The sequence below is a fragment of the Paraburkholderia phytofirmans genome (assembly GCF_046028095.1).
Classification (GTDB): domain Bacteria; phylum Pseudomonadota; class Gammaproteobacteria; order Burkholderiales; family Burkholderiaceae; genus Paraburkholderia; species Paraburkholderia phytofirmans_A.
This window is the reverse complement of sequence record NZ_JAQQDJ010000001.1, coordinates 925,658-945,060: the sequence shown is the minus strand read 5'-3', so window position 1 is coordinate 945,060 and position 19,403 is coordinate 925,658. Positions and strand designations below refer to the sequence as shown.

The 19,403-nt window shown below is 63.1% G+C and carries 17 protein-coding genes and 1 pseudogene; 10 read left to right on the top strand and 8 right to left on the bottom strand.

The window, feature by feature from the left end; all coding sequences use genetic code 11:
• Positions 1-14: 14 nt before the first annotated feature.
• The 8 genes from PQR54_RS04275 (at position 15) to PQR54_RS04240 (ending at position 6,603) form a co-directional block, all read left to right on the top strand.
• On the top strand, positions 15-1,091 hold the full coding sequence (locus tag PQR54_RS04275; protein WP_408244200.1) for an AI-2E family transporter: 1,077 nt from the start codon (positions 15-17) through the stop codon (positions 1,089-1,091).
• A gap of 72 nt (positions 1,092-1,163) precedes the next feature.
• Positions 1,164-1,934, top strand: coding sequence for a DnaA regulatory inactivator Hda (hda, locus tag PQR54_RS04270; RefSeq protein WP_408244199.1), 771 nt, complete (start codon positions 1,164-1,166; stop codon positions 1,932-1,934).
• Complete coding sequence (locus PQR54_RS04265; protein WP_408244198.1) at positions 1,927-2,613, top strand: histidinol-phosphatase; 687 nt, start codon at positions 1,927-1,929, stop codon at positions 2,611-2,613. The genes hda and PQR54_RS04265 overlap by 8 nt, the downstream gene beginning before the upstream one ends.
• Positions 2,610-4,199, top strand: coding sequence for a polynucleotide adenylyltransferase PcnB (pcnB, locus tag PQR54_RS04260; RefSeq protein ID WP_408244197.1), 1,590 nt, complete (start codon positions 2,610-2,612; stop codon positions 4,197-4,199). The genes PQR54_RS04265 and pcnB overlap by 4 nt, the downstream gene beginning before the upstream one ends.
• A gap of 48 nt (positions 4,200-4,247) precedes the next feature.
• On the top strand, positions 4,248-4,796 hold the full coding sequence (gene folK / locus PQR54_RS04255; protein ID WP_408244196.1) for a 2-amino-4-hydroxy-6-hydroxymethyldihydropteridine diphosphokinase: 549 nt from the start codon (positions 4,248-4,250) through the stop codon (positions 4,794-4,796).
• A complete protein-coding gene (locus PQR54_RS04250) occupies positions 4,793-5,473 on the top strand; it encodes a deoxynucleoside kinase (RefSeq protein WP_408244195.1) in 681 nt (226 codons plus the stop codon). The genes folK and PQR54_RS04250 overlap by 4 nt, the downstream gene beginning before the upstream one ends.
• Positions 5,474-5,512: 39 nt before the next feature.
• A complete protein-coding gene (gene panB, locus PQR54_RS04245; protein ID WP_012431801.1) occupies positions 5,513-6,328 on the top strand; it encodes a 3-methyl-2-oxobutanoate hydroxymethyltransferase in 816 nt (271 codons plus the stop codon).
• 140 nt (positions 6,329-6,468) lie between these two features.
• Complete coding sequence (locus tag PQR54_RS04240; protein WP_408244194.1) at positions 6,469-6,603, top strand: hypothetical protein; 135 nt, start codon at positions 6,469-6,471, stop codon at positions 6,601-6,603.
• A gap of 64 nt (positions 6,604-6,667) precedes the next feature.
• Here the strand turns inward: PQR54_RS04240 and pabB are convergent, their stop codons facing one another.
• From pabB to hrcA, 8 genes and pseudogenes are all read right to left on the bottom strand, one after another.
• Positions 6,668-8,584: an aminodeoxychorismate synthase component I gene (gene pabB / locus PQR54_RS04235; protein WP_408244193.1), complete on the bottom strand. Its 1,917-nt coding sequence runs from the start codon at positions 8,582-8,584 to the stop codon at positions 6,668-6,670.
• Positions 8,585-8,609: 25 nt separating this feature from the next.
• Positions 8,610-9,749: a molecular chaperone DnaJ gene (dnaJ, locus tag PQR54_RS04230; RefSeq protein ID WP_408244192.1), complete on the bottom strand. Its 1,140-nt coding sequence runs from the start codon at positions 9,747-9,749 to the stop codon at positions 8,610-8,612.
• Between the two features lie 280 nt (positions 9,750-10,029).
• Complete coding sequence (gene dnaK / locus PQR54_RS04225) at positions 10,030-11,982, bottom strand: molecular chaperone DnaK (protein ID WP_408244191.1); 1,953 nt, start codon at positions 11,980-11,982, stop codon at positions 10,030-10,032.
• Positions 11,983-12,135: 153 nt separating this feature from the next.
• Positions 12,136-12,387 (bottom strand): annotated as a pseudogene (locus PQR54_RS04220) (thioredoxin family protein); the annotation flags it as partial.
• Positions 12,388-12,473: 86 nt separating this feature from the next.
• On the bottom strand, positions 12,474-13,058 hold the full coding sequence (grpE, locus tag PQR54_RS04215; protein WP_408244253.1) for a nucleotide exchange factor GrpE: 585 nt from the start codon (positions 13,056-13,058) through the stop codon (positions 12,474-12,476).
• Between the two features lie 524 nt (positions 13,059-13,582).
• Positions 13,583-13,990, bottom strand: coding sequence for an RNA-binding S4 domain-containing protein (locus PQR54_RS04210; RefSeq protein ID WP_408244190.1), 408 nt, complete (start codon positions 13,988-13,990; stop codon positions 13,583-13,585).
• Between the two features lie 8 nt (positions 13,991-13,998).
• Positions 13,999-15,069, bottom strand: a complete 1,071-nt coding sequence (hemH, locus tag PQR54_RS04205) for a ferrochelatase (RefSeq protein WP_116119013.1) — start codon at positions 15,067-15,069, stop codon at positions 13,999-14,001.
• A 185-nt stretch (positions 15,070-15,254) separates the two neighbouring features.
• Complete coding sequence (gene hrcA, locus PQR54_RS04200) at positions 15,255-16,274, bottom strand: heat-inducible transcriptional repressor HrcA (RefSeq protein WP_106284494.1); 1,020 nt, start codon at positions 16,272-16,274, stop codon at positions 15,255-15,257.
• 330 nt (positions 16,275-16,604) lie between these two features.
• Between hrcA and PQR54_RS04195 the strand changes: the two genes are divergently transcribed.
• A complete protein-coding gene (locus PQR54_RS04195; protein ID WP_408244189.1) occupies positions 16,605-17,507 on the top strand; it encodes an NAD kinase in 903 nt (300 codons plus the stop codon).
• 71 nt (positions 17,508-17,578) lie between these two features.
• A complete protein-coding gene (gene recN / locus PQR54_RS04190) occupies positions 17,579-19,249 on the top strand; it encodes a DNA repair protein RecN (RefSeq protein ID WP_408244188.1) in 1,671 nt (556 codons plus the stop codon).
• The last annotated feature ends 154 nt before the right edge of the window (positions 19,250-19,403 follow it).

The following is a 19,403-nucleotide window of genomic DNA, read 5'->3' as shown; positions in this document are numbered from 1 at the left end:
CTGGAAAAACAACCTTGCAAGAGAACTCTTCGATACTGACGCCTGTTCAGCGCCGCGCCTTCATCTGGCTGGCTATCGCGCTGGGCGTCGGCATTCTGCTCTGGCTGCTGAGTCCGGTTCTCACGCCGTTTCTGCTCGGCGCGATTCTCGCGTACATTCTGCAGCCGGGCGTGGCGTGGATGGTGCGCCGGCGCGTGCCGCGCAGTCTGGCCGCCTTGCTGATGATGCTGCTGTTCACGCTCGTAATGACGCTGCTCGTGCTGCTGGTTCTGGCTGTCATCCAGAAAGAAGCGCCGCAACTCAAGCAACAGGTGCCTGTATTCTTTGCACACGTGAACGCCTGGCTGCAACCCAAGCTGGCCATGCTGGGACTCGCCGATTCGCTCGATTTCGCCAGCATTCGCGATCTCGTCATGGGACAACTGGAAGGCAGCGCGCAAACCGTTGCGGTTTACGCGTGGACCTATATCCGCACGAGCGGCAACGTGATGGTGACCGTGGTCGGCAACGTCGTGCTGGTGCCGCTCGTGCTGTTCTACCTGCTGTACGACTGGAACCGCATGCTCGCGCGTGCGCAGATCGTCGTGCCGCGCCGCTGGCTCGACAAGACGCTGCAACTCGCCCGTGACATGGACCAGATGCTGTCGCAATACCTGCGCGGCCAGTTGCTCGTGATGGGCGTGCTGGCGGTGTTTTACGCGGTGGCGCTGACTATCGCGCGCTTCGAGATCGCCTTGCCGGTCGGTATTTTTACGGGGCTCGCGGTGTTCATCCCGTACATCGGTTTCGCAACCGGCCTCGCGCTGGCGCTGCTCGCGGCGCTGCTGCAATTCGGCGACTGGTACGGCTTCGGCGCGGTCGCGGTGATTTACGGTGTCGGCCAGATCCTGGAGAGCTTTTTTCTCACGCCGCGGCTGGTGGGCGAACGGATCGGCCTGCACCCGCTCGCGGTGATTTTCGCGTTGCTCGCGTTCGGGCAGCTGTTCGGCTTTTTCGGTGTATTGCTGGCGTTGCCGGTCAGCGCGATTCTGTCGGTCGCCGTGCGCGAGTTGCGGCAAAGCTATCTGACGAGCACGCTCTATAACAACTGACTGCTCCTTGACTATTTCGGCCCGTCATACGGCCATTTGCGGCCCAAGCCTCATTTTCGGCATTCACCTACTGTGCTTCGTCAACTGACGCTCGATCTCGGCACCCCGCCGCCATCGACATTCGACAATTTCTTCGCCGGCGCCAACGCCGAGCTGGTCACGCGCCTGCGCGAGCTCGAGAACGCGCTCGCCGCCGGGCCGGTCGCCGATCGCACGTTCTACCTGTGGGGCGAGTCCGGCAGCGGCCGCACGCACCTGTTGCAGGCGCTCGTGCACGAAGCATCGCCGGGGCATGCGCGTTTTGCCGGCCCGCAGAGCAGTCTCGCCGCGTTCAGCTTCGACCCGCGCGTCGCGCTCTATGCAATCGACGATTGCGACGCCTTGTCGGCCGCGCAGCAGATCGCCGTCTTCAACCTGTTCAACGAAGTGCGCGCGCATCCCACCAGCGCACTGGTCGCCGCGGGCAACGCGCCGCCCATCGGCATGACGGTGCGCGAGGATTTGCGCACGCGCCTCGGCTGGGGGCTCGTGTTCCATCTCGCGCCGCTGCCCGACGAAGGCAAGGCCGCAGTGCTGAAACACGCGGCGCGCGAGCGCGGCCTCATGCTCGCCGACGACGTGCCGGCCTACCTGCTCACGCATTTTCGCCGCGACATGCCCAGTCTGATGGCGCTGCTCGACGCGCTCGACCGCTTCTCGCTCGAACAGAAACGCGCGGTCACGCTGCCGCTGTTGCGTACCATGCTGGCTTCCCCCGACGCCGAAGAACGGCGCGGCGCGCCGAGCTCGGCGGCCTCATCCGCGTCATCCGCCGCTTCAAGTAAAATAGGCCCCCATGGCTAACCTTGCACTCTTCGATCTCGACCACACGCTCATCCCCACCGACAGCGACCACGAATGGGGCCGCTTCATGGTGAAACACGGCATGGTCGACGCCGAAAATTTCGCCCGTGAAAACGACCGCTTTTTCGCCGATTACAAAGCCGGCAAGCTCGACATTCACGCCTATCTGATCGCGATGCTCACGCCGCTGTCGAAGTACACGCGCGCGCAACTCGCCGACTTTCACGCGCAGTACATGCACGAAGTCATCAAGCCGGCGATCTTTCCCGTCGCACTGGAACTGGTGAAGCAGCACCGCGAAGCCTGCGACCTGTGTTGCGTGGTCACCGCCACCAACGAATTCATCACCCGCCCGATCGCTCAGGCATTCGGCGTCGACGCGCTGATCGCCTGCGAAGCGGAAACCGTCGACGGCGAGCCGCATTCGCCGTACACCGGCCGCCCCACCGGCACGCCGAGCTACAAGGAAGGCAAGATCGTGCGCACCGAAGCGTGGCTCGCCTCGCTCGGCAAGACGTGGAGCGACTTCGAGCACAGCTATTTTTATAGCGATTCGCACAACGACATTCCACTGCTCGAAAAAGTTACAGACCCGATCGCGACCAATCCCGACGACACATTGCGCGCCCATGCGCAGGCCAAAGGCTGGCGCATCCTCGAACTCTTCCAACCCTCGTGATCAAAAAATTTATCCGCAAGCTATTCGGCCAGGACGCGGCACCCGCTGACGACACCCTGCCCGCCGAAGCCGAAACAGACGAAACCGGCAGCGCGCCCGCGCGCACTCCGTCAGGCGCGAGCAAAGCGCGCCGCAAACCCGCCCGTTCCAGCGCGCCCGTCAAGACCGTGCGCGATCCGGACGTGCCGGTCATCATTCCGCACGACGTGCACGGCATCGACCAGGCGCTGATCTCGAGGAACGCGATTCGCGTGACCGAAGGTCTGCAACAGGCGGGGCACCGCGCGTTCATCGTCGGCGGGGCGGTGCGCGATCTGCTGCTCGGCATCAAGCCGAAAGACTTCGACGTCGCCACGGACGCCACGCCCGAACAGGTGCAAAAGCTGTTCCGCCGCGCGCGCATCATCGGCCGGCGGTTTCAGATCGTGCACGTGCAGTTCGGTCAGGAAATCATCGAGACCTCGACGTTCCGCGCGCTGGTCGATCCGCCCGCGGCCGACGCGCCTCCGGCTCGCCGCCTGAAACGTGACGAACTCGACCGCCGCACCCACGCGGTGGACGCGAGCGGCCGCGTGCTGCGCGACAACGTGTGGGGCGAGCAGCACGAAGACGCCACGCGCCGCGACTTCACGATCAACGCGATGTATTACGATCCGGCCACGCAAACCGTGCTGGACTATCACAACGGCATGGCCGACATGCGCGCGCGTTTGCTGCGCATGATCGGCGACCCGGCCACGCGTTATCGCGAAGATCCGGTGCGCATGCTGCGCGTGGTGCGTTTCGCGGCGAAGCTCGACTTCGAGATCGAGGACAGCACCCGCGAGCCGATCGCCAACATGGCCGATCTGATCAACAACGTGCCCGCCGCACGTCTGTTCGACGAGATGCTCAAGCTGATGCTGTCGGGCCATGCGCTCGCGTGCTTGAAGCGCCTGCGCCAGGAAGGCCTGCATCATGGCCTGCTGCCTTTGCTCGACGTGGTGCTCGAGCAGCCCATCGGCGAAAAATTCATCACGCTCGCGCTGAACAATACGGATGCCCGCGTGCGCGCCGGCAAGCCGGTGTCGCCGGGCTTCCTGTTCGCCACGCTGTTGTGGCACGACGTGCAGCAGCGCTGGCAAAAATTTGAAGCGAACGGCGAATATCCAGTGCCCGCGCTGCATCGCGCGATGGACGACGTCCTCGACATGCAAACGGAGAAACTCGCGATCCACAAACGCTTCTCGTCGGATATGCGCGAGATCTGGGGCCTGCAATTGCGCCTCGAAAAACGCTCCGGAAGAAGCGCGCTGAAGCTGCTGGAACACCAAAGATTTAGAGCGGGGTATGATTTCCTCCTGTTGCGCTGCGAATCGGGCGAACTCGACGAGTCGGTCGGTGCGTGGTGGACGGAGTTCATAGAAGGAGACATCGCCGCGCGTGAGGCATTGCTCACGCAAGGCGGGAAGGACCGAAGCCCCAGAAAACGACGGCGGCGCAGCAGCGGCGGTAGAAACCGCAAGCCGGGGGACGGATTGGAGGGCGGCACGCCAGCCGAACGCACAGCCGACGACGCGAGCCAAGACGGCCCGCACGAAGACTGACACAGCGTTGGCTGTTGCCGTCGAACGATAGTTGCAGGAAGTTATGCCATGACGGTTGCTTATCTCGGCCTCGGCGCGAATCTCGGGGACGCGCGCCAGACCCTGAAAGACGCAGTGGTGTGCCTCGCACAACAGCACACCATCTCCGTGCTCGCCAAGTCGAGCCTGTATCGCACTGCCCCGATCGACGCGGGCGGTGACGATTATTTCAACTGCGTCGTGAAGATCGATACGACGCTCCCCGTGCGGCATCTGCTGGCGCTCTGTCACAAGATCGAGCATCAGTTCGGCCGCGAGCGGCCGTTTCGCAATGCACCGCGCACGCTCGATCTGGACATCCTGCTATTCGGCGATCAATCGATCGATGAAGCCGATCTGATCGTGCCGCATCCACGTCTGGTCGAACGGGCATTCGCGCTGGTGCCGCTCGTCGAGATCGATCCTTCGCTCGTCATCCCGCAACACGGCCGCGCCGAAGCGCTGCTCAGCGGTGTGACCGATCAGCGCATCGAGAAAGTGAAGGGGCCTTGCCAGTGCCCTATGCTCAATGCATTGGCCGCAGGTGAAAGCGCCACCCCTAAAGGCGGTTGCGAATGAATTCAACGCCGCTTACCGTCACGGCGCCGCAACTGCGGCCTCCGTTCGGCTATCTCGCGATCGAAGGACCGATCGGCGTCGGCAAGACCTCGCTCGCACGGCGCCTCGCGCAACGCTGGTCGATGCAGGAACTGTTCGAACGGCCGCAGGACAATCCTTTCCTCGAACGCTTTTATCGCGACACTGCGCGTTACGCGCTGCCTACGCAATTGCACTTCGCCTTGCAGCGCGCGCAGCAGGCTCAGGACGTGAGCGCGGCACACGTGTCGGGCACACCGCTGGTCGCCGATTTCATGACGCAGAAGAACGACATCTTCGCGCGTCTGACGCTGCAGGAAGACGAGTGGCAGTTGTATCGCGCGCTCGCCGCGCGCATCGACGTCAATGCGCCGGCACCGGACTTCGTGGTCTATCTTCAGGCGAGCCCGGAAGTGTTGTTCGCGCGAATCCAGAAGCGCGCGGTGCCGATGGAGCTGCAGATTTCCGACGCGTATCTGCACGCCCTGTGCGACGCGTACAACGAGTTTTTCTATCACTACGACCGCACGCCCGTGCTGACGGTCAATGCCGAACATCTGAATCCGCTCGACTCGGACGCGGACCTTGCGCTACTCGCCGAACGCATCGAAACCATGCGTGGCCGCAAGGAATTCTTTGTCAAAGGCACGTCGCTGTAAGCGGCGCGGCCACCTCTCTTTTCTCAACGGATTGACCCCATGACCTATTTGCAGGAAGCGAGCCGGAACGCCATCACCGTGCCGAAACTGCAGGCAATGCGCGATGCCGGCGAAAAAATCGCCATGCTCACCTGCTACGACGCGAGCTTCGCCGCGCTGCTGGACCGCGCGGGCGTCGACGTGTTGCTGATCGGCGATTCGCTCGGCAATGTGCTGCAAGGCCAGACGACCACCCTGCCCGTGTCGCTCGCCGACATCGCGTATCACACGGCTAGCGTGGCGCGCGCGCGGCCCGCGGCGCTGATCGTGGCCGACTTGCCGTTCGGCACCTACGGCACGCCGGAGGACGCGTTCAGAAGCTCCGTGGAATTGATGCGCGCCGGCGCGCAGATGGTGAAGCTCGAAGGTGGAGAATGGCTGGCGGACACGGTGCGCTTCCTGGTGGAGCGCTCGATTCCTGTATGCGCGCACGTCGGTCTGACGCCGCAATCCGTGCATGCGTTCGGTGGCTTCAAGGTGCAGGGCAAGACCGAAGCAGGCGCGACGCAGTTGATGCGCGACTCGCTCGCCGTGCAGCAGGCCGGCGCGCAATTGATCGTGATGGAAGCGATTCCGACGCTGCTCGCCAGCGACGTCACGAAGCAGTTGCGTATTCCGACGATCGGCATCGGCGCGGGCCTGGATTGCTCGGGTCAGGTGCTGGTGCTGCACGACATGCTGGGCATTTTCCCCGGCAAACGCCCGCGCTTCGTGAAGGATTTCATGCATGGACAGCCGAGTATTCTGGCGGCGGTCGAAGCGTATGTAGCGGCGGTGAAGGACGGTTCGTTTCCTGGGCCGGAGCACACGTTCTGAGTTTCAAATCGATCGAGTTTGCGGCAAAGCGGGCGGCTTCGTGCCCGTTTTGAGATCGATCCGATATTGCATGCAAAGCCGGTTGTCTATCTTCGTCTTCCTGTTTATGCGGCCTCGCCGCGAGCCGAGGAGAGACCGCCATGAGCCCATTCTGCCTGATCGACGTAGCGGGAATCCGCGATCACGCCACCGTGCCGCATGACGTGCGCGAGTCGGGTTTGCATGCGAGCTTGAGCGCCTGGATGATTCGGCTGCTGCGTGTATTTCGCGGTTGAGGCGTGGGCGGCGGCCCCGCTTCGCATTGATTGCCGCAGTTAGCGGCTTGCGCTCTCACCTCTATCAGCCCACGATCCGCGCCGGTACCGCGCCTCGCAGTGCATTGCACACCATTAGCGCTTCGGCGTTTTGCAGATCGGTCCGCGTCAGCACACGTTCGCCCGCCTGCAGTTCCGACGCGTCCTCAAGCAAAACGCTACGCATCACGCCGGGCAGCACGCCCGATGCGAGCGGCGGCGTCCACCAGCGTCCAGCCAGTTTCACAAACACATTCGAGCGGCCGCCTTCGGTCAACTCGCCTTGCGCGTTGAAGAACAGCGTGTCGAATGCGCCCTTCGCTTCGGCTTCGCGCCAGCCGCGATCGTATTCGGCGCGGCGCGTGGTTTTGTGGTGCAGCAGCGGGTCGGCGGCGTCGGTTGCCGGGAATGCGTGATCGGGTCCAAGCAGCACGCCGGCGGTCGGTTCGGCTAGCGGCGTCAACACTGCAGCCGTGATCTGAATCGTGCCGTTTTTGCTCAGCGCAAGCCGCATGCGATGCGGCGTATGCGCGGGCAGCGACGCGCATTTCGTAGCGATCTCTGAGCTAATGGCGTTTGCGTCGTCGAACTTGAAGCCGAGCGTCGCGGCGCTCGATGACAGTCGCGCGAGATGGCGAGACAGGTGCCGTACGCCCTCTTCGCGCGTCGCATACATCGTTTCGAATAGCTCGAAACCGGGCTCGGCGCCGGTCAGAAAGCTGGCCTTCAATTGGCACTCCGCATATTCGTCGGCGGCGACGCTGTCGAGCACGATGCCCGCGCCGACGCCCATCTTGCCCTCCAGACGACCGGTTTGCGTCGACGGGCTCAACGTCAGTGTGCGGATCGCGACGGACAAGCAGAAGTCGCCGCAATCGGTCTGGTTTGCATCGCGCGTGGTCGCCGCCGCGGTGTCAGCGCACGATGAAGGCGCGTCCAGCCAACCAATCGCGCCGGTGTAGAGTCCGCGCGGCGTGCTCTCGAGTTCATCGATCAACTGCATCGTGCGATGCTTCGGCGCGCCGGTGATCGAGCCACAGGGAAACAGCGCGCGCAACGTCTGAGCGAACGACGTGGCGGGCTTTAGCGTTGCCTCCACTGTCGAGGTCATTTGCCACACCGACGCATATGGCTCGACCGAGAACAGCGCCGGCACCTTGACCGAACCCGTTTGCGCCACCCGCGACAGATCATTGCGCAACAGGTCGACGATCATCACGTTTTCGGCGCGATTTTTCGGATCGTTGCCGAGGAATTCGGCGGCGCGCCGATCCGCCGCCGGATCGTCCGAGCGCGGGGCCGTGCCTTTCATCGGCCGCGCACGCAACGTCGCGCTCTGCTTCTCGATGAAGAGTTCCGGCGAACACGACAGCACCCACTGTCCACCGGGCAATGCAATCAGCGCGCCATACGGCACCGGCTGACGCGCCCTCAACCGTCGATACAGCGCGGTGGGCGAGCCGAATACATCGAAACCGAGCCGGTACGTGTAGTTGACCTGATAGGAATCGCCGGCGCGCAGAGCCGAGTGAATCGCATCGATCGCCGCGTCGAACTGCGCCGGGTCGACGCTCGCGCGCACGTTCACCGTGCCCGCCACCGATGGCTCGGCCGCGCCTTCATCGCGCGCCATGAGCCACGCGTCGACCTCTTCACGACTGAGCTTCTCGCAACGTTCGAACAATAAAAAACGCAGCGTGGCATCGCCACGCTGCGTTTTCAAAGACCGGTTCAAATCTCCGTCGAGAAGATTCCGGCCGAACTCATAGTCGGCGAGCACGACGGCATGCAAACCACGCTGCGTCTGCGCGGCCACGGTTTCGCACACGGCTTCGAGCTGCGCGGCGTCCGCACATACCCGTTCATGCACAAAACCCGCGTACAGACGACTCGACCGGCGCGCCGCCGTCGCGTCGCAATCGTCGAGCAACGCGAACACTGCGCCGCGCTCATCTGCCGTCATACCTACCGCCAACTTCAAACCGCCATTAATCGAAGAAGCTCTTCACCCGGTCGAACCAGCTCTTGCTTTGCGGGCTATGCCGCGAGCCGCCTTCAACCAGCGCCTTTTCGAACTGCTTGAGCAGATCGCGCTGCGGCTCGGTGAGTTTGACCGGCGTTTCGACTTGCACGTGCACGTACAGATCGCCGGCAATGCTCGAACGCAGCCCCTTGATGCCCTTGCCACGCAAACGGAACGTCTTGCCCGACTGCGTGCCTTCCGGCACGGTGAAGCTGGCGCGGCCCGCGAGCGTCGGCACTTCGATTTCGCCGCCGAGTGCCGCGGTGGTGAACGGAATCGGCATCTGGCAATGCAGGTCGTCGCCGTCGCGTTCGAACACCGAGTGCTGCTTGATGTGAATCTCGACGTACAGATCGCCCGACGGGCCGCCGTTGATACCCGGTTCGCCGTTGCCGGCGGAACGAATCCGCATGCCGTCGTCGATACCTGCCGGGATCTTTACTTCCAGCGTCTTGGTTTCCTTCACCTTGCCCGCGCCGTGGCAGTGCGCGCACGGGTCAGGAATGTAGGTGCCGGTGCCGTGACACTTCGGGCAGGTTTGCTGAATGCTGAAAAAACCTTGCGACATCCGCACCGAACCCGAACCGCTACAGGTCGGGCAGGTTTCCGGCTTGGTGCCGGGCTTGGCGCCCGAACCATGACAGATTTCGCACGAGACCCAGCTCGGCACGCGAATCTGCGTGTCGTAGCCGTGCGCGGCCTGTTCCAGCGTGATTTCCATGCTGTAGCGCAAGTCGGCGCCGCGGTACACCTGCGGACCGGCGCGGCCGCCGCCGCGTGCGGCGCCACCGGCCGCCTGGCCGAAGATGTCGCCGAAAATATCGCCGAATGCGTCGGCAAAGCCGCCGAAGCCTTGCGCCCCGGCACCGCCCATGTTCGGATCGACGCCTGCGTGGCCGTACTGATCGTACGCGGCACGCTTTTGCGAGTCCGAGAGCATTTCATAGGCTTCCTTCACCTCTTTGAAATGCCCTTCCGCATCCTTGTTGCCCGGATTGCGGTCGGGGTGGTGCTTCATCGCCAGCTTGCGATAAGCCTTCTTGATTTCGTCGTCGCTCGCGTTCTTTGCGACGCCCAGAACCTCGTAGTAATCCCGTTTCGCCATATCGGTTCAACGCCACTCGCGCAATGCGCACGGTGGCTCCTCTTGAATGCTGGAGTCTCACGACTCGTCCGGCCGCTGTTTCATGCCGCCTGAATGCGGCTCAAAACAACGCCCTCCATAAAACAAATGTGCCCGGAGAGCCTAAAAGGCTCGCCAGGCGAGATAACCGCTCTTGCACGTTTGCTGTCCCGCTGTCTGACAAGACGGGGGCGCAGTCTCTGGTGCAGCCGGGCCGCACACAGGGTTGTGTGCGGCTTTACGGTCGAAACGCGACCTGGCTTTAGTCTTTCTTGACTTCCTTGAACTCGGCGTCGACCACGTCGTCCTGCTGCTGGCTCGCGCCACCCGCCGTTGCACCCGGACCTGCCGCGCCGGCTGCCGCAGCTTCGGCACCTTGCGCCGCCTGCATGTCGGCGTACATCTTCTCGCCCATCTTCTGCGAGGCGGTGGCCACCACTTCGATCTTGGCTTCGATCGCGGCCTTGTCGCTCGAACCGCTCTTCAGCGTTTCTTCGAGGTCCTTCAGCGCGGCTTCGATCTTTTCCTTCTCGGCAGCTTCCAGCTTGTCGCCGTATTCGGTCAGCGCCTTCTTCGTGCTGTGGACCAGCGCGTCGCCCTGGTTGCGAGCATCGGCCAGTTCACGCAGCTTGTGATCTTCCTCAGCGTTAGCTTCGGCGTCCTTCACCATCTTCTCGATTTCGGCTTCGGACAGACCCGAGTTTGCCTTGATCGTGATGCGGTTTTCCTTGCCGGTCGCCTTGTCTTTCGCGCCGACGTGCAGAATGCCGTTCGCGTCGATGTCGAAGCTCACCTCGATCTGCGGCGTGCCGCGCGGTGCCGGCGGAATGCCTTCGAGGTTGAACTCGCCCAGCAGCTTGTTGCCGGCTGCCATTTCGCGTTCGCCCTGGAACACCTTGATCGTCACGGCGCCCTGATTGTCGTCAGCCGTCGAGTAGACCTGTGCGTGCTTGGTCGGGATCGTGGTGTTCTTGTTGATCATCTTCGTCATCACGCCGCCGAGCGTTTCGATGCCGAGCGACAGCGGGGTCACGTCGAGCAGCAGAACGTCTTTGCGGTCGCCCGACAGAACCTGGCCTTGAATCGCGGCGCCCACGGCCACGGCTTCGTCCGGGTTCACGTCACGGCGCGGATCCTTGCCGAAGAACTCTTTGACCTTTTCCTGCACCTTCGGCATGCGGGTCATACCGCCGACCAGAATCACGTCGTCGATTTCGCCGACCTTCACGCCCGCGTCCTTGATCGCCACGCGGCACGGCTCGATCGTGCGTTCGATCAGCTCTTCAACCAGCGCTTCCAGCTTGGCGCGCGTGATTTTCAGGTTCAAGTGCTTCGGACCCGACGCGTCGGCCGTGATGTACGGCAGGTTGATTTCGGTTTGCTGGCTCGACGACAGTTCGATCTTCGCCTTTTCAGCCGATTCCTTCAGGCGTTGCAGCGCGAGCACGTCTTTCGACAGATCGACGCCCTGTTCCTTCTTGAACTCGGCAATGATGTAGTCGATGATGCGCTGGTCGAAGTCTTCACCGCCCAGGAACGTATCGCCGTTCGTGGACAGCACTTCAAACTGCATTTCACCGTCCACATCTGCGATTTCGATGATCGACACGTCGAACGTACCGCCGCCCAGGTCATACACCGCGATCTTGCGGTCGCCCTTTTCGGCCTTGTCCAGACCGAATGCCAGAGCGGCTGCGGTCGGTTCGTTGATGATCCGCTTCACTTCCAGACCGGCGATGCGGCCTGCATCTTTGGTGGCCTGACGCTGGCTGTCGTTGAAGTACGCGGGAACCGTGATCACGGCTTCCGTGACCGGCTCGCCGAGATAGTCTTCAGCGGTCTTCTTCATCTTGCGCAGCGTTTCCGCCGAGATTTGCGGCGGCGCGAGCTTCTGATCGCGCACTTCGATCCATGCGTCGCCGTTGTCGGCCTTCATGATCTTGTACGGCATCAGCGCGATGTCTTTCTGAACTTCTTTTTCTTCGAAGCGGCGGCCGATCAGGCGCTTGACCGCGTACAGCGTGTTCTTCGGGTTCGTGACCGACTGACGCTTCGCAGGCGCGCCGACGAGAATCTCGCCGTCTTCCATATAAGCGATGATCGACGGCGTGGTGCGCGCGCCTTCCGAGTTCTCGATCACCTTGACCGAATTGCCTTCCATGATCGCCACGCACGAGTTGGTCGTGCCGAGGTCGATACCGATGATTTTGCCCATTTTTACTATTCTCCTAACTTTGATCGCTGCGGGAAGCGCCTTGTTTGCCCTGCCGGCGGTAAGGCGATCCGCTCTCAATTCCTACCTGCACTCAACATAAGTGCGTCCGCATCGTTTTCAAGACCTCTTTTACGATGCGGTCTTTAATTTTTTTCAATCGGGCGAACTTTTGCCCGAAATTGTTCTATCGGCCTGAGCGCCGCTTGCGGCGTCGGCCATTTTGCCCGCTTGGGCTGCCCGAATCTTCTCCCGTGCGGCGGTGACCGCGGCCGCAGCTTTGATTTGCTCAAGGCCTTACTAGCCGAGTCGTTTGCCGCGGTAGAAGAAGAGCCATGTGGGCACGCCATGCACTATGAAGCGCCGGCCCGGTTCGCGATGCCCGTCAACGTTGCTGTGAAACCATTGAGGCCGAGCGTGGAGGCATTAACGGAAAGCTCAGCCATGGCACCGCGCTGCCCGCCGGACGAAATGCCTTACCGGACCTTCTGCGCTTACTTCGGTGCGGCGACGGTCACGAGTGCCGGACGCAGCACGCGATCGGCGATCACGAAGCCCTTTTGCAGCACGGCTACCACGGTGTTCGGCTCCTGCTCGGCCGGCACCATGGAAATGGCCTGATGACGGTGCGGATCGAACTTCTCGCCAACCGGATTCAGGGCAACGACGCGACCCTTTTCCAGCGCGCCGGTAAGCTGGCGCAGCGTGAGCTCGACCCCTTCGCGCACCTTCTGCAGGTCGTCGGACGAGTGGGCAACGGCTGCCTCGAGACTGTCGACCACCGGCAGCAGATGCTCGGCGAAGCTCTCGATTGCAAACTTGTGCGCTTTGGCGACATCTTCCTGAGCGCGGCGGCGGACGTTTTCGGTCTCAGCCTTGGCCCGCAGGAAGCTCTCCTGCAGTTCGGCGATCTTCGCTTCAGCTTCGGCCAAAGCCGTCTGCTCTGCGGTGACCGGCGAGTCGGTTGCGGCGTTGGCCGCCGCTTCCTGCTGAGGTGCCGCGGCCTCGGCGGCCTGGCGCGCGGTTTCGTCGGCGGGCGTGGGATTCTGGCTCGTCGGGTTCTCTTGCGTGTTTTCCATGTCGCTGAAAGTCGTTAAATAGGTGAAAGCGAGGTAAAAGCCAACGGTGGCAGGCAACACATCAAACCTGGCGCGGTTTGTGCGTTGCAAAATCGCGACAGACAACTTCGCGAGTCACCGTAAATCAAAACGGCAGATGAGGCCGGGAACAACCATTTCAAGCGGTTCTCCCGGATCTTTTCGCACCGCGGACGCGCCGCAGAAATGCCCAGTTACAACCATTATTGCTGCGCAATCAGATTGAGATTGAGTGCTGCTGACAAGTGGCCTATGCTCCACTTAAGCATCGGAAAAGACGCGTTAACCCTAATCTGACGTAAACCTTTCCGATTTATTGCAATTCCCACCCGATTCGCCCGTCTTTATCCTGAACCTTCCCGAGGGGAGTACCGTGAAACTGACCTTTGCAATCTCGGTGGTCGCATTGGTTCTGATTGCGGGCACCACGACCATCTGCATGTCCGGGGCTGTCAACGACCACACTACCGAATACGGCGGTGTGCACGCGACCATGGAACAGCTGTTCAACCCCCACCTGAAAGTTTGTCGATAGTGCGCCTGTCGCGTTTGGTCGGCCGGCCGTGCAATGCGGCCGCCGGCTCGCGATACGTCTTGCGCCGCTCCTGTTCGACCTGCCGCTTGACCTTGCTCTCTTCGGTTTCCGCATAAAGCGTTTGCGCGACGCTCGCCGGGCCGCGCACGTCGCATACGCCCAGCACTTCCACCTGCCACACAATCCGCTCGATCTCGATCTCGACCAGGTCGCCGACCCGCACGTCTTTAGCCGGCTTGACGCTGGCACCGCCAATCCGCACGTGTCCTTTTTCGACCGCGTCCGCCGCGAGCGAGCGCGTCTTGAAGAAGCGCGCCGCCCAGAGCCATTTGTCGATGCGCAGCTTCGCGCCCGCGTCAGTTGCAATCCTGTAGTTCATGAGCCTGTTCAAGCTCCCGTCGTATGCGGCACCGGCAGCGCCTGCACGGGCCAGCCCTGCAGATTCTGCGCAACGATTTCGCCCAGCGCGGCAATCCACGCCTGCGAGGCATTCAGGCAGGGAATCCGATGGAAATCCTTGCCGCCCGCATGGAGGAATTCGTCGCGCACTTCCATGCCGATTTCCTCGATGGTTTCAAGGCAGTCGGCTGTAAAGCCCGGACAGAACACGTCGGCGCGCCGTACGCCCGCCGCGCCCAATTCCTTCAACGTGGGCGCCGTGTACGGCTGCAACCATTCGGCCTTGCCGAAACGCGACTGGAACGTGATCCGGCATTCCACCTGCGTCAGTTCGAGCGCCTGCATCAGCAGCGCGCCGGTTTGCTGGCATTGCTCGTGGTACGGGTCGCCGAGATCCAGCGTGCGCTTGGGCACCCCGTGGAAACTCAGCACCAGCTTGTCGCCCGCGGCGAAATCCGGCCGGCCATGCTGATGCCAATAGTGATGCACCTGCGCGGCAAGCGCCGCAATGTAGGCCGGGTGATCGGCGTACTGGCGCACTGTGCGGATTTCCGGCTGATTGCGCATGCGCTTGAGCGCCGAAAAGGCGTCGTCGAACGCGGTGGCGGTGGTCGACGACGAGTACTGCGGATACATAGGCATCAACAGCACGCGTTCGGCGCCCGCCAACTTCAGCTGGTTCAGCATGGCCGGGATGCCCGGCGTGCCGTAGCGCATCGCGTAATCGACCAGCACCGTGTAGTCGTTCAGTTGCAACAGATGGCGCAGGCCTTCCACCTGCTTCTCCGTGTGGACGCGCAGCGGTGAGCCTTCGGGCATCCACACTGCAGCGTACTTCTTGGCGGAAGCGACGCCCCGAATCGGCAAAATCAGCAAGCGCAGGATGATCTGCCAGAGCAGCGCCGGAATTTCGACTACCCGCGGATCGGACAGAAACTGCGCGAGATAGCGGCGGACCGCGCGCGGCGTCGGCGCGTCGGGCGTGCCGAGATTGATCAGCAGCACGGCGACACGATGTGACGTGGCGTTCTGGGAGGGCCGCTCGAGGTCGAAGCGCATAGGCAGCAAAGTACCGGTGTTGGCGGAGAGTCGGTTGAGGTGGGGTTCATTATAGCGGCGCGGTTCATGCACCGGTCCGCCGCACACCCCTGGCCATTCGGCCAATTGGCAAGCCGCGCGCCGTCACGCATTATTTGCGGCAGGAGTAGGAGCCAAGCGCGGCTGCGGCCAGGTGTCGAAGCCGCCTACTGCTGGCTGAGAGTCAGCGAAAGCAGGCGCGCGGTGATATCCACAATCGGGATCACGCGGTTGTAGGCCATGCGGGTCGGCCCAATCACGCCGAGCGTGCCGACGATCTTGCCGTTCACCTCGTACGGCGCGGTGACCACGCTCATTTCCTCGATCGGTACGAGATTCGACTCGCCGCCGATGAAAATCTGCACGCCCGCCGCGTGACTCGATACGTCGAGCAACTGAAGGAGACTGGTCTTTTGATCGAACACATCGAACAGCTTGCGCAAGCGCGCCATGTCCGACGAAAGGTCGGCCACTTCGAGCAGGTTGCGCTCGCCGGAAATCAGCACGGTTTCGCCCGTGTCCGATTCGTCCGTGCTGGCCGTGACGGCGGCGTGCATCAGCGTGGTCATGTCGCCGCGCAGCTCGTCGATCTCTTCGCGCAGGCGGCGCCGCACGTCGTCGAACGAAAGGCCCGCGAAGTGCGCGTTGATGTAGTTGGAAGCTTCGACCAGTTGCGAGGGCGAGAAGTCGCGCTGAGTCGCCATGATGCGGTTCTGCACGTCGCCTTCCGGCGTGACGATGATCAGCAGAATGCGCTTGTCCGACAAACGCATGAACTCGATCTGCTTGAACACGTGGCTGCGCCGCGGCGTGAGCACCACACCGGCGAACTGCGACAGGTTGGACAGCACGCTGGCCGCCGCCGCAACGATTTTCTGCGGCTCGCCTGCCTGCAGCGTAGTCTTGACGGTACGCGTCACAGCTTCTTCATCAGCGGCGGACTCCACTGTGAGCATGGTGTCCACGAACAGGCGGTAACCGCGCGGTGTGGGAATGCGGCCCGCGGAAGTATGCGGACTGATCACGAGCCCCAGGTCCTCGAGGTCGGACATCACGTTGCGGATCGTTGCTGGACTCAGTTCGAGGCCCGAATAGCGCGACAACGTGCGCGAGCCGACCGGCTGACCTTCGGCGATGTAGCGCTCGATCAGCGTTTTGAGGAGGGTTTGTGCGCGAGGATCTAGCATGAGGGAAAATTTTAGCTCAATGGCACGACTACCGCGAGCGCTAGGGGCGCCCATCCCTGACGAACGCGCCGCCGTTTGCGAGGGCGGCGCACTGCCTTCGGTCCGGCCCGCGAGCCGGCGTTCCGCCCGGCGCTTTACGGACCGCCTTGCGAGCCGCCTTCTGGGCGGTCCGGCTGCCGGCACCCCGCCGCACTTTAACCGGCGCACATGTCATCAAGGCTTCACCATTCTAACGATAATCGCGAGATGCGCTTACGGCCCGCGCGCGCCGGCCCGCTACCGGGTCTGTCTGCGGTTCTTTTCAGGCCCTACCTATGGTGTAATGCCGGCATGCAAGTGACCAGCCAGTTCAAGACCGTCGCGCTCGTCGGGCGCAACAATACGCCGGGCATCGCCGAGCCGTTGACCGAGCTCGCCTCGTGCATCGCGAAGCGCGGCTTCGAGGTCGTATTCGAAGCCGACACCGCCGCCGAGATCGGCGTTACCGACTACCCGGCGCTGCGTCCCGCCGAGATCGGCGCGCGCGCCGACGTTGCGGTCGTACTGGGCGGCGACGGCACCATGCTCGGCATCGGCCGCCAGCTCGCGCCGTATCGCACGCCGCTGATCGGCATCAACCACGGGCGGCTCGGCTTCATTACAGACATTCCGATCTCCGACATGCGCGAGATCGTGCCGCAAATGCTGTTGGGCAATTTCGAGCGCGAGGAGCGCGTGCTGCTCGAAGCGCGCATCATGCGCGGCGGCAATCCGATCTATCACGCATTGGCCTTCAACGACGTGGTGGTCAACCGCAGCGGCTTCTCGGGTATGGCGGAGCTGCATGTCTCGGTGGACGGCCGCTTCATGTACAACCAGCGCTCGGACGGTCTGATCGTGGCCACGCCCACCGGCTCGACCGCCTACGCGCTGTCGTCGCAAGGGCCGATTCTGCATCCGCAATTGCAGGGCATCGTGCTGGTGCCGATCGCGCCGCACGCGCTCTCCAACCGGCCGATCGTGCTGCCGGACGACTCGAAGGTGAGCATCCAGATCGTTTCGGGCCGCGAAGTGAACGTCAATTTCGACATGCAGTCGTTCACCTCGCTCGAACTGGGCGACACGATCGAAGTGCGCCGCTCGCGTCACACGGTGCCGATGCTGCACCCGGTCGGCTACAGTTTCTTCACCACGCTGCGCAAGAAACTGCACTGGAACGAATACCCGTCGCACGAAGAAGACCCCAAGCCCTGAGCGGCAAGCACACCGGAACGCGAACGCCGCCGCTGCCGAAACCCGAACATCAAGCTCACCAGACGACCTCCATGCTTCGCCACCTCTCGATACGCGACTTCGTCATCGTCGCCGCGCTCGACCTCGAATTCGACAGCGGCTTTACTGTTTTCTCCGGCGAAACCGGCGCCGGCAAGTCGATCCTGATCGACGCGCTGGCGCTCGCGCTCGGCGCCCGCGCCGATGCGAACGTCGTGCGCACCGGCGAAAGCCGCGCGGACCTCACTGCTGAGTTCGAGACCCATGCGCAGGTCGAGCAATGGCTCGACGAGCAGGCGCTCGGCACGACCGGCGACGATGGCCATCACGGCGGCACGGTAATGCTGCGGCGCGTGGTGGATGCCAACGGCCGCTCGCGCGCCTTTATCAACGGCACCGCGGCCACGCTCGCGCAGTTGCGCGAGGTCGGTGAAATGCTGGTGGATATTCATGGCCAGCACGCGCACCAATTGCTGATGCGTCCCGACGCGCAACGCGAACTGTTCGACACGCACGCGGGCCTGTCGGACAACGCGGCAAGCGTCACGCGGGCATGGCGCACGTGGCGCGAGAAGGTTCAGGCGGTCGAGCACGCGCAATCGCGTGACCGTGAACTGCAACTCGAACGCGAGCGTCTCGCCTGGCAACTCACCGAACTGGACAAGCTCGCGCCGCAACCGGGCGAATGGGAAGAGGTCAACGCCGAGCATCGGCGGCTGTCGCATTCGGCCAATCTGATCGACGGCGTGCAAGCCGCGCTCGGCGCACTGTCCGAATCGGATGAGGCCATGATCACGCATCTGTCCTCGATCGTCTCGAAGGTGCGCGATCTGGCGGAAATCGACCCGGCTTTGAACGACGTGCTGGCCTCGCTGGAGCCCGCCGAAATCCAACTGCAGGAAGCGGCTTATTCGCTGAGCCATTACGCGCAAAAGCTCGAACTCGATCCGGACCGGCTGGCACAAGTCGAAAAACGCCTCGACGCGTTGCATTCCGCCGCGCGCAAATTCCGTCTGCAGCCGGAAACGCTGCCTGAGGAACACGAGGCGCGTCGAGCGCAACTAGCCGCGCTCGACGCGGCCGCCGACCTCGACAGCCTGCACGCCGCCGAAGCCAAGGCCAAAGAAAGCTTCCTGACCGAAGCGAAGAAACTCTCGAAGGCGCGCGCCAAGGCCGGCAAGGCTCTGGGCGCGGCGGTCACCACCGGCATGCAGGAACTGTCGATGAAAGGCGGCAGCTTCGAAGTCGCACTGGTGCCGCTGCCCGAAGGCGGCGCGCATGGGCTCGAACAGGTCGAGTTCCGCGTCGCGGGTCATGCCGGCGTGCCGCTGCGGCCGCTCGCGAAGGTTGCCTCAGGCGGGGAACTGGCGCGGATCAGCCTCGCGCTCGCGGTCATTGCCAGCGCCGCCAGCCCGACACCCACGCTGATCTTCGACGAAGTGGACACGGGCATTGGCGGCGGCGTCGCCGAAGTGGTCGGGCGGCTTTTGCATCAGCTTGGCCAGCAGCGCCAGGTACTGTGCGTGACGCACTTGCCGCAAGTCGCCGCGCGTGGCGACCATCACTTCCAGGTGGCGAAGGCGGGCAATGGCAAAGGCGGCACGGTCAGCAGCGTGACCTCGCTCGACAAGGCAAGCCGCGTCGAAGAAGTCGCGCGCATGCTCGGCGGGTTGGAGATTACGCCGACCACGCGGAAACACGCGAAGGAAATGCTGGCGGCGTAGTTGTTCGTTGGCTGTGAATGCCTTCGCCATCTGCGTCTCGCGCAGGAAAGTCAGCCGCCTGGTTGGCGGCCTGCAAACCAGCACCCACGCAGCTCGCAGACACAGTGCCCGCGGCGAACGATCGATCATAGGTGAGCCGGCGGCCTGACGTCTT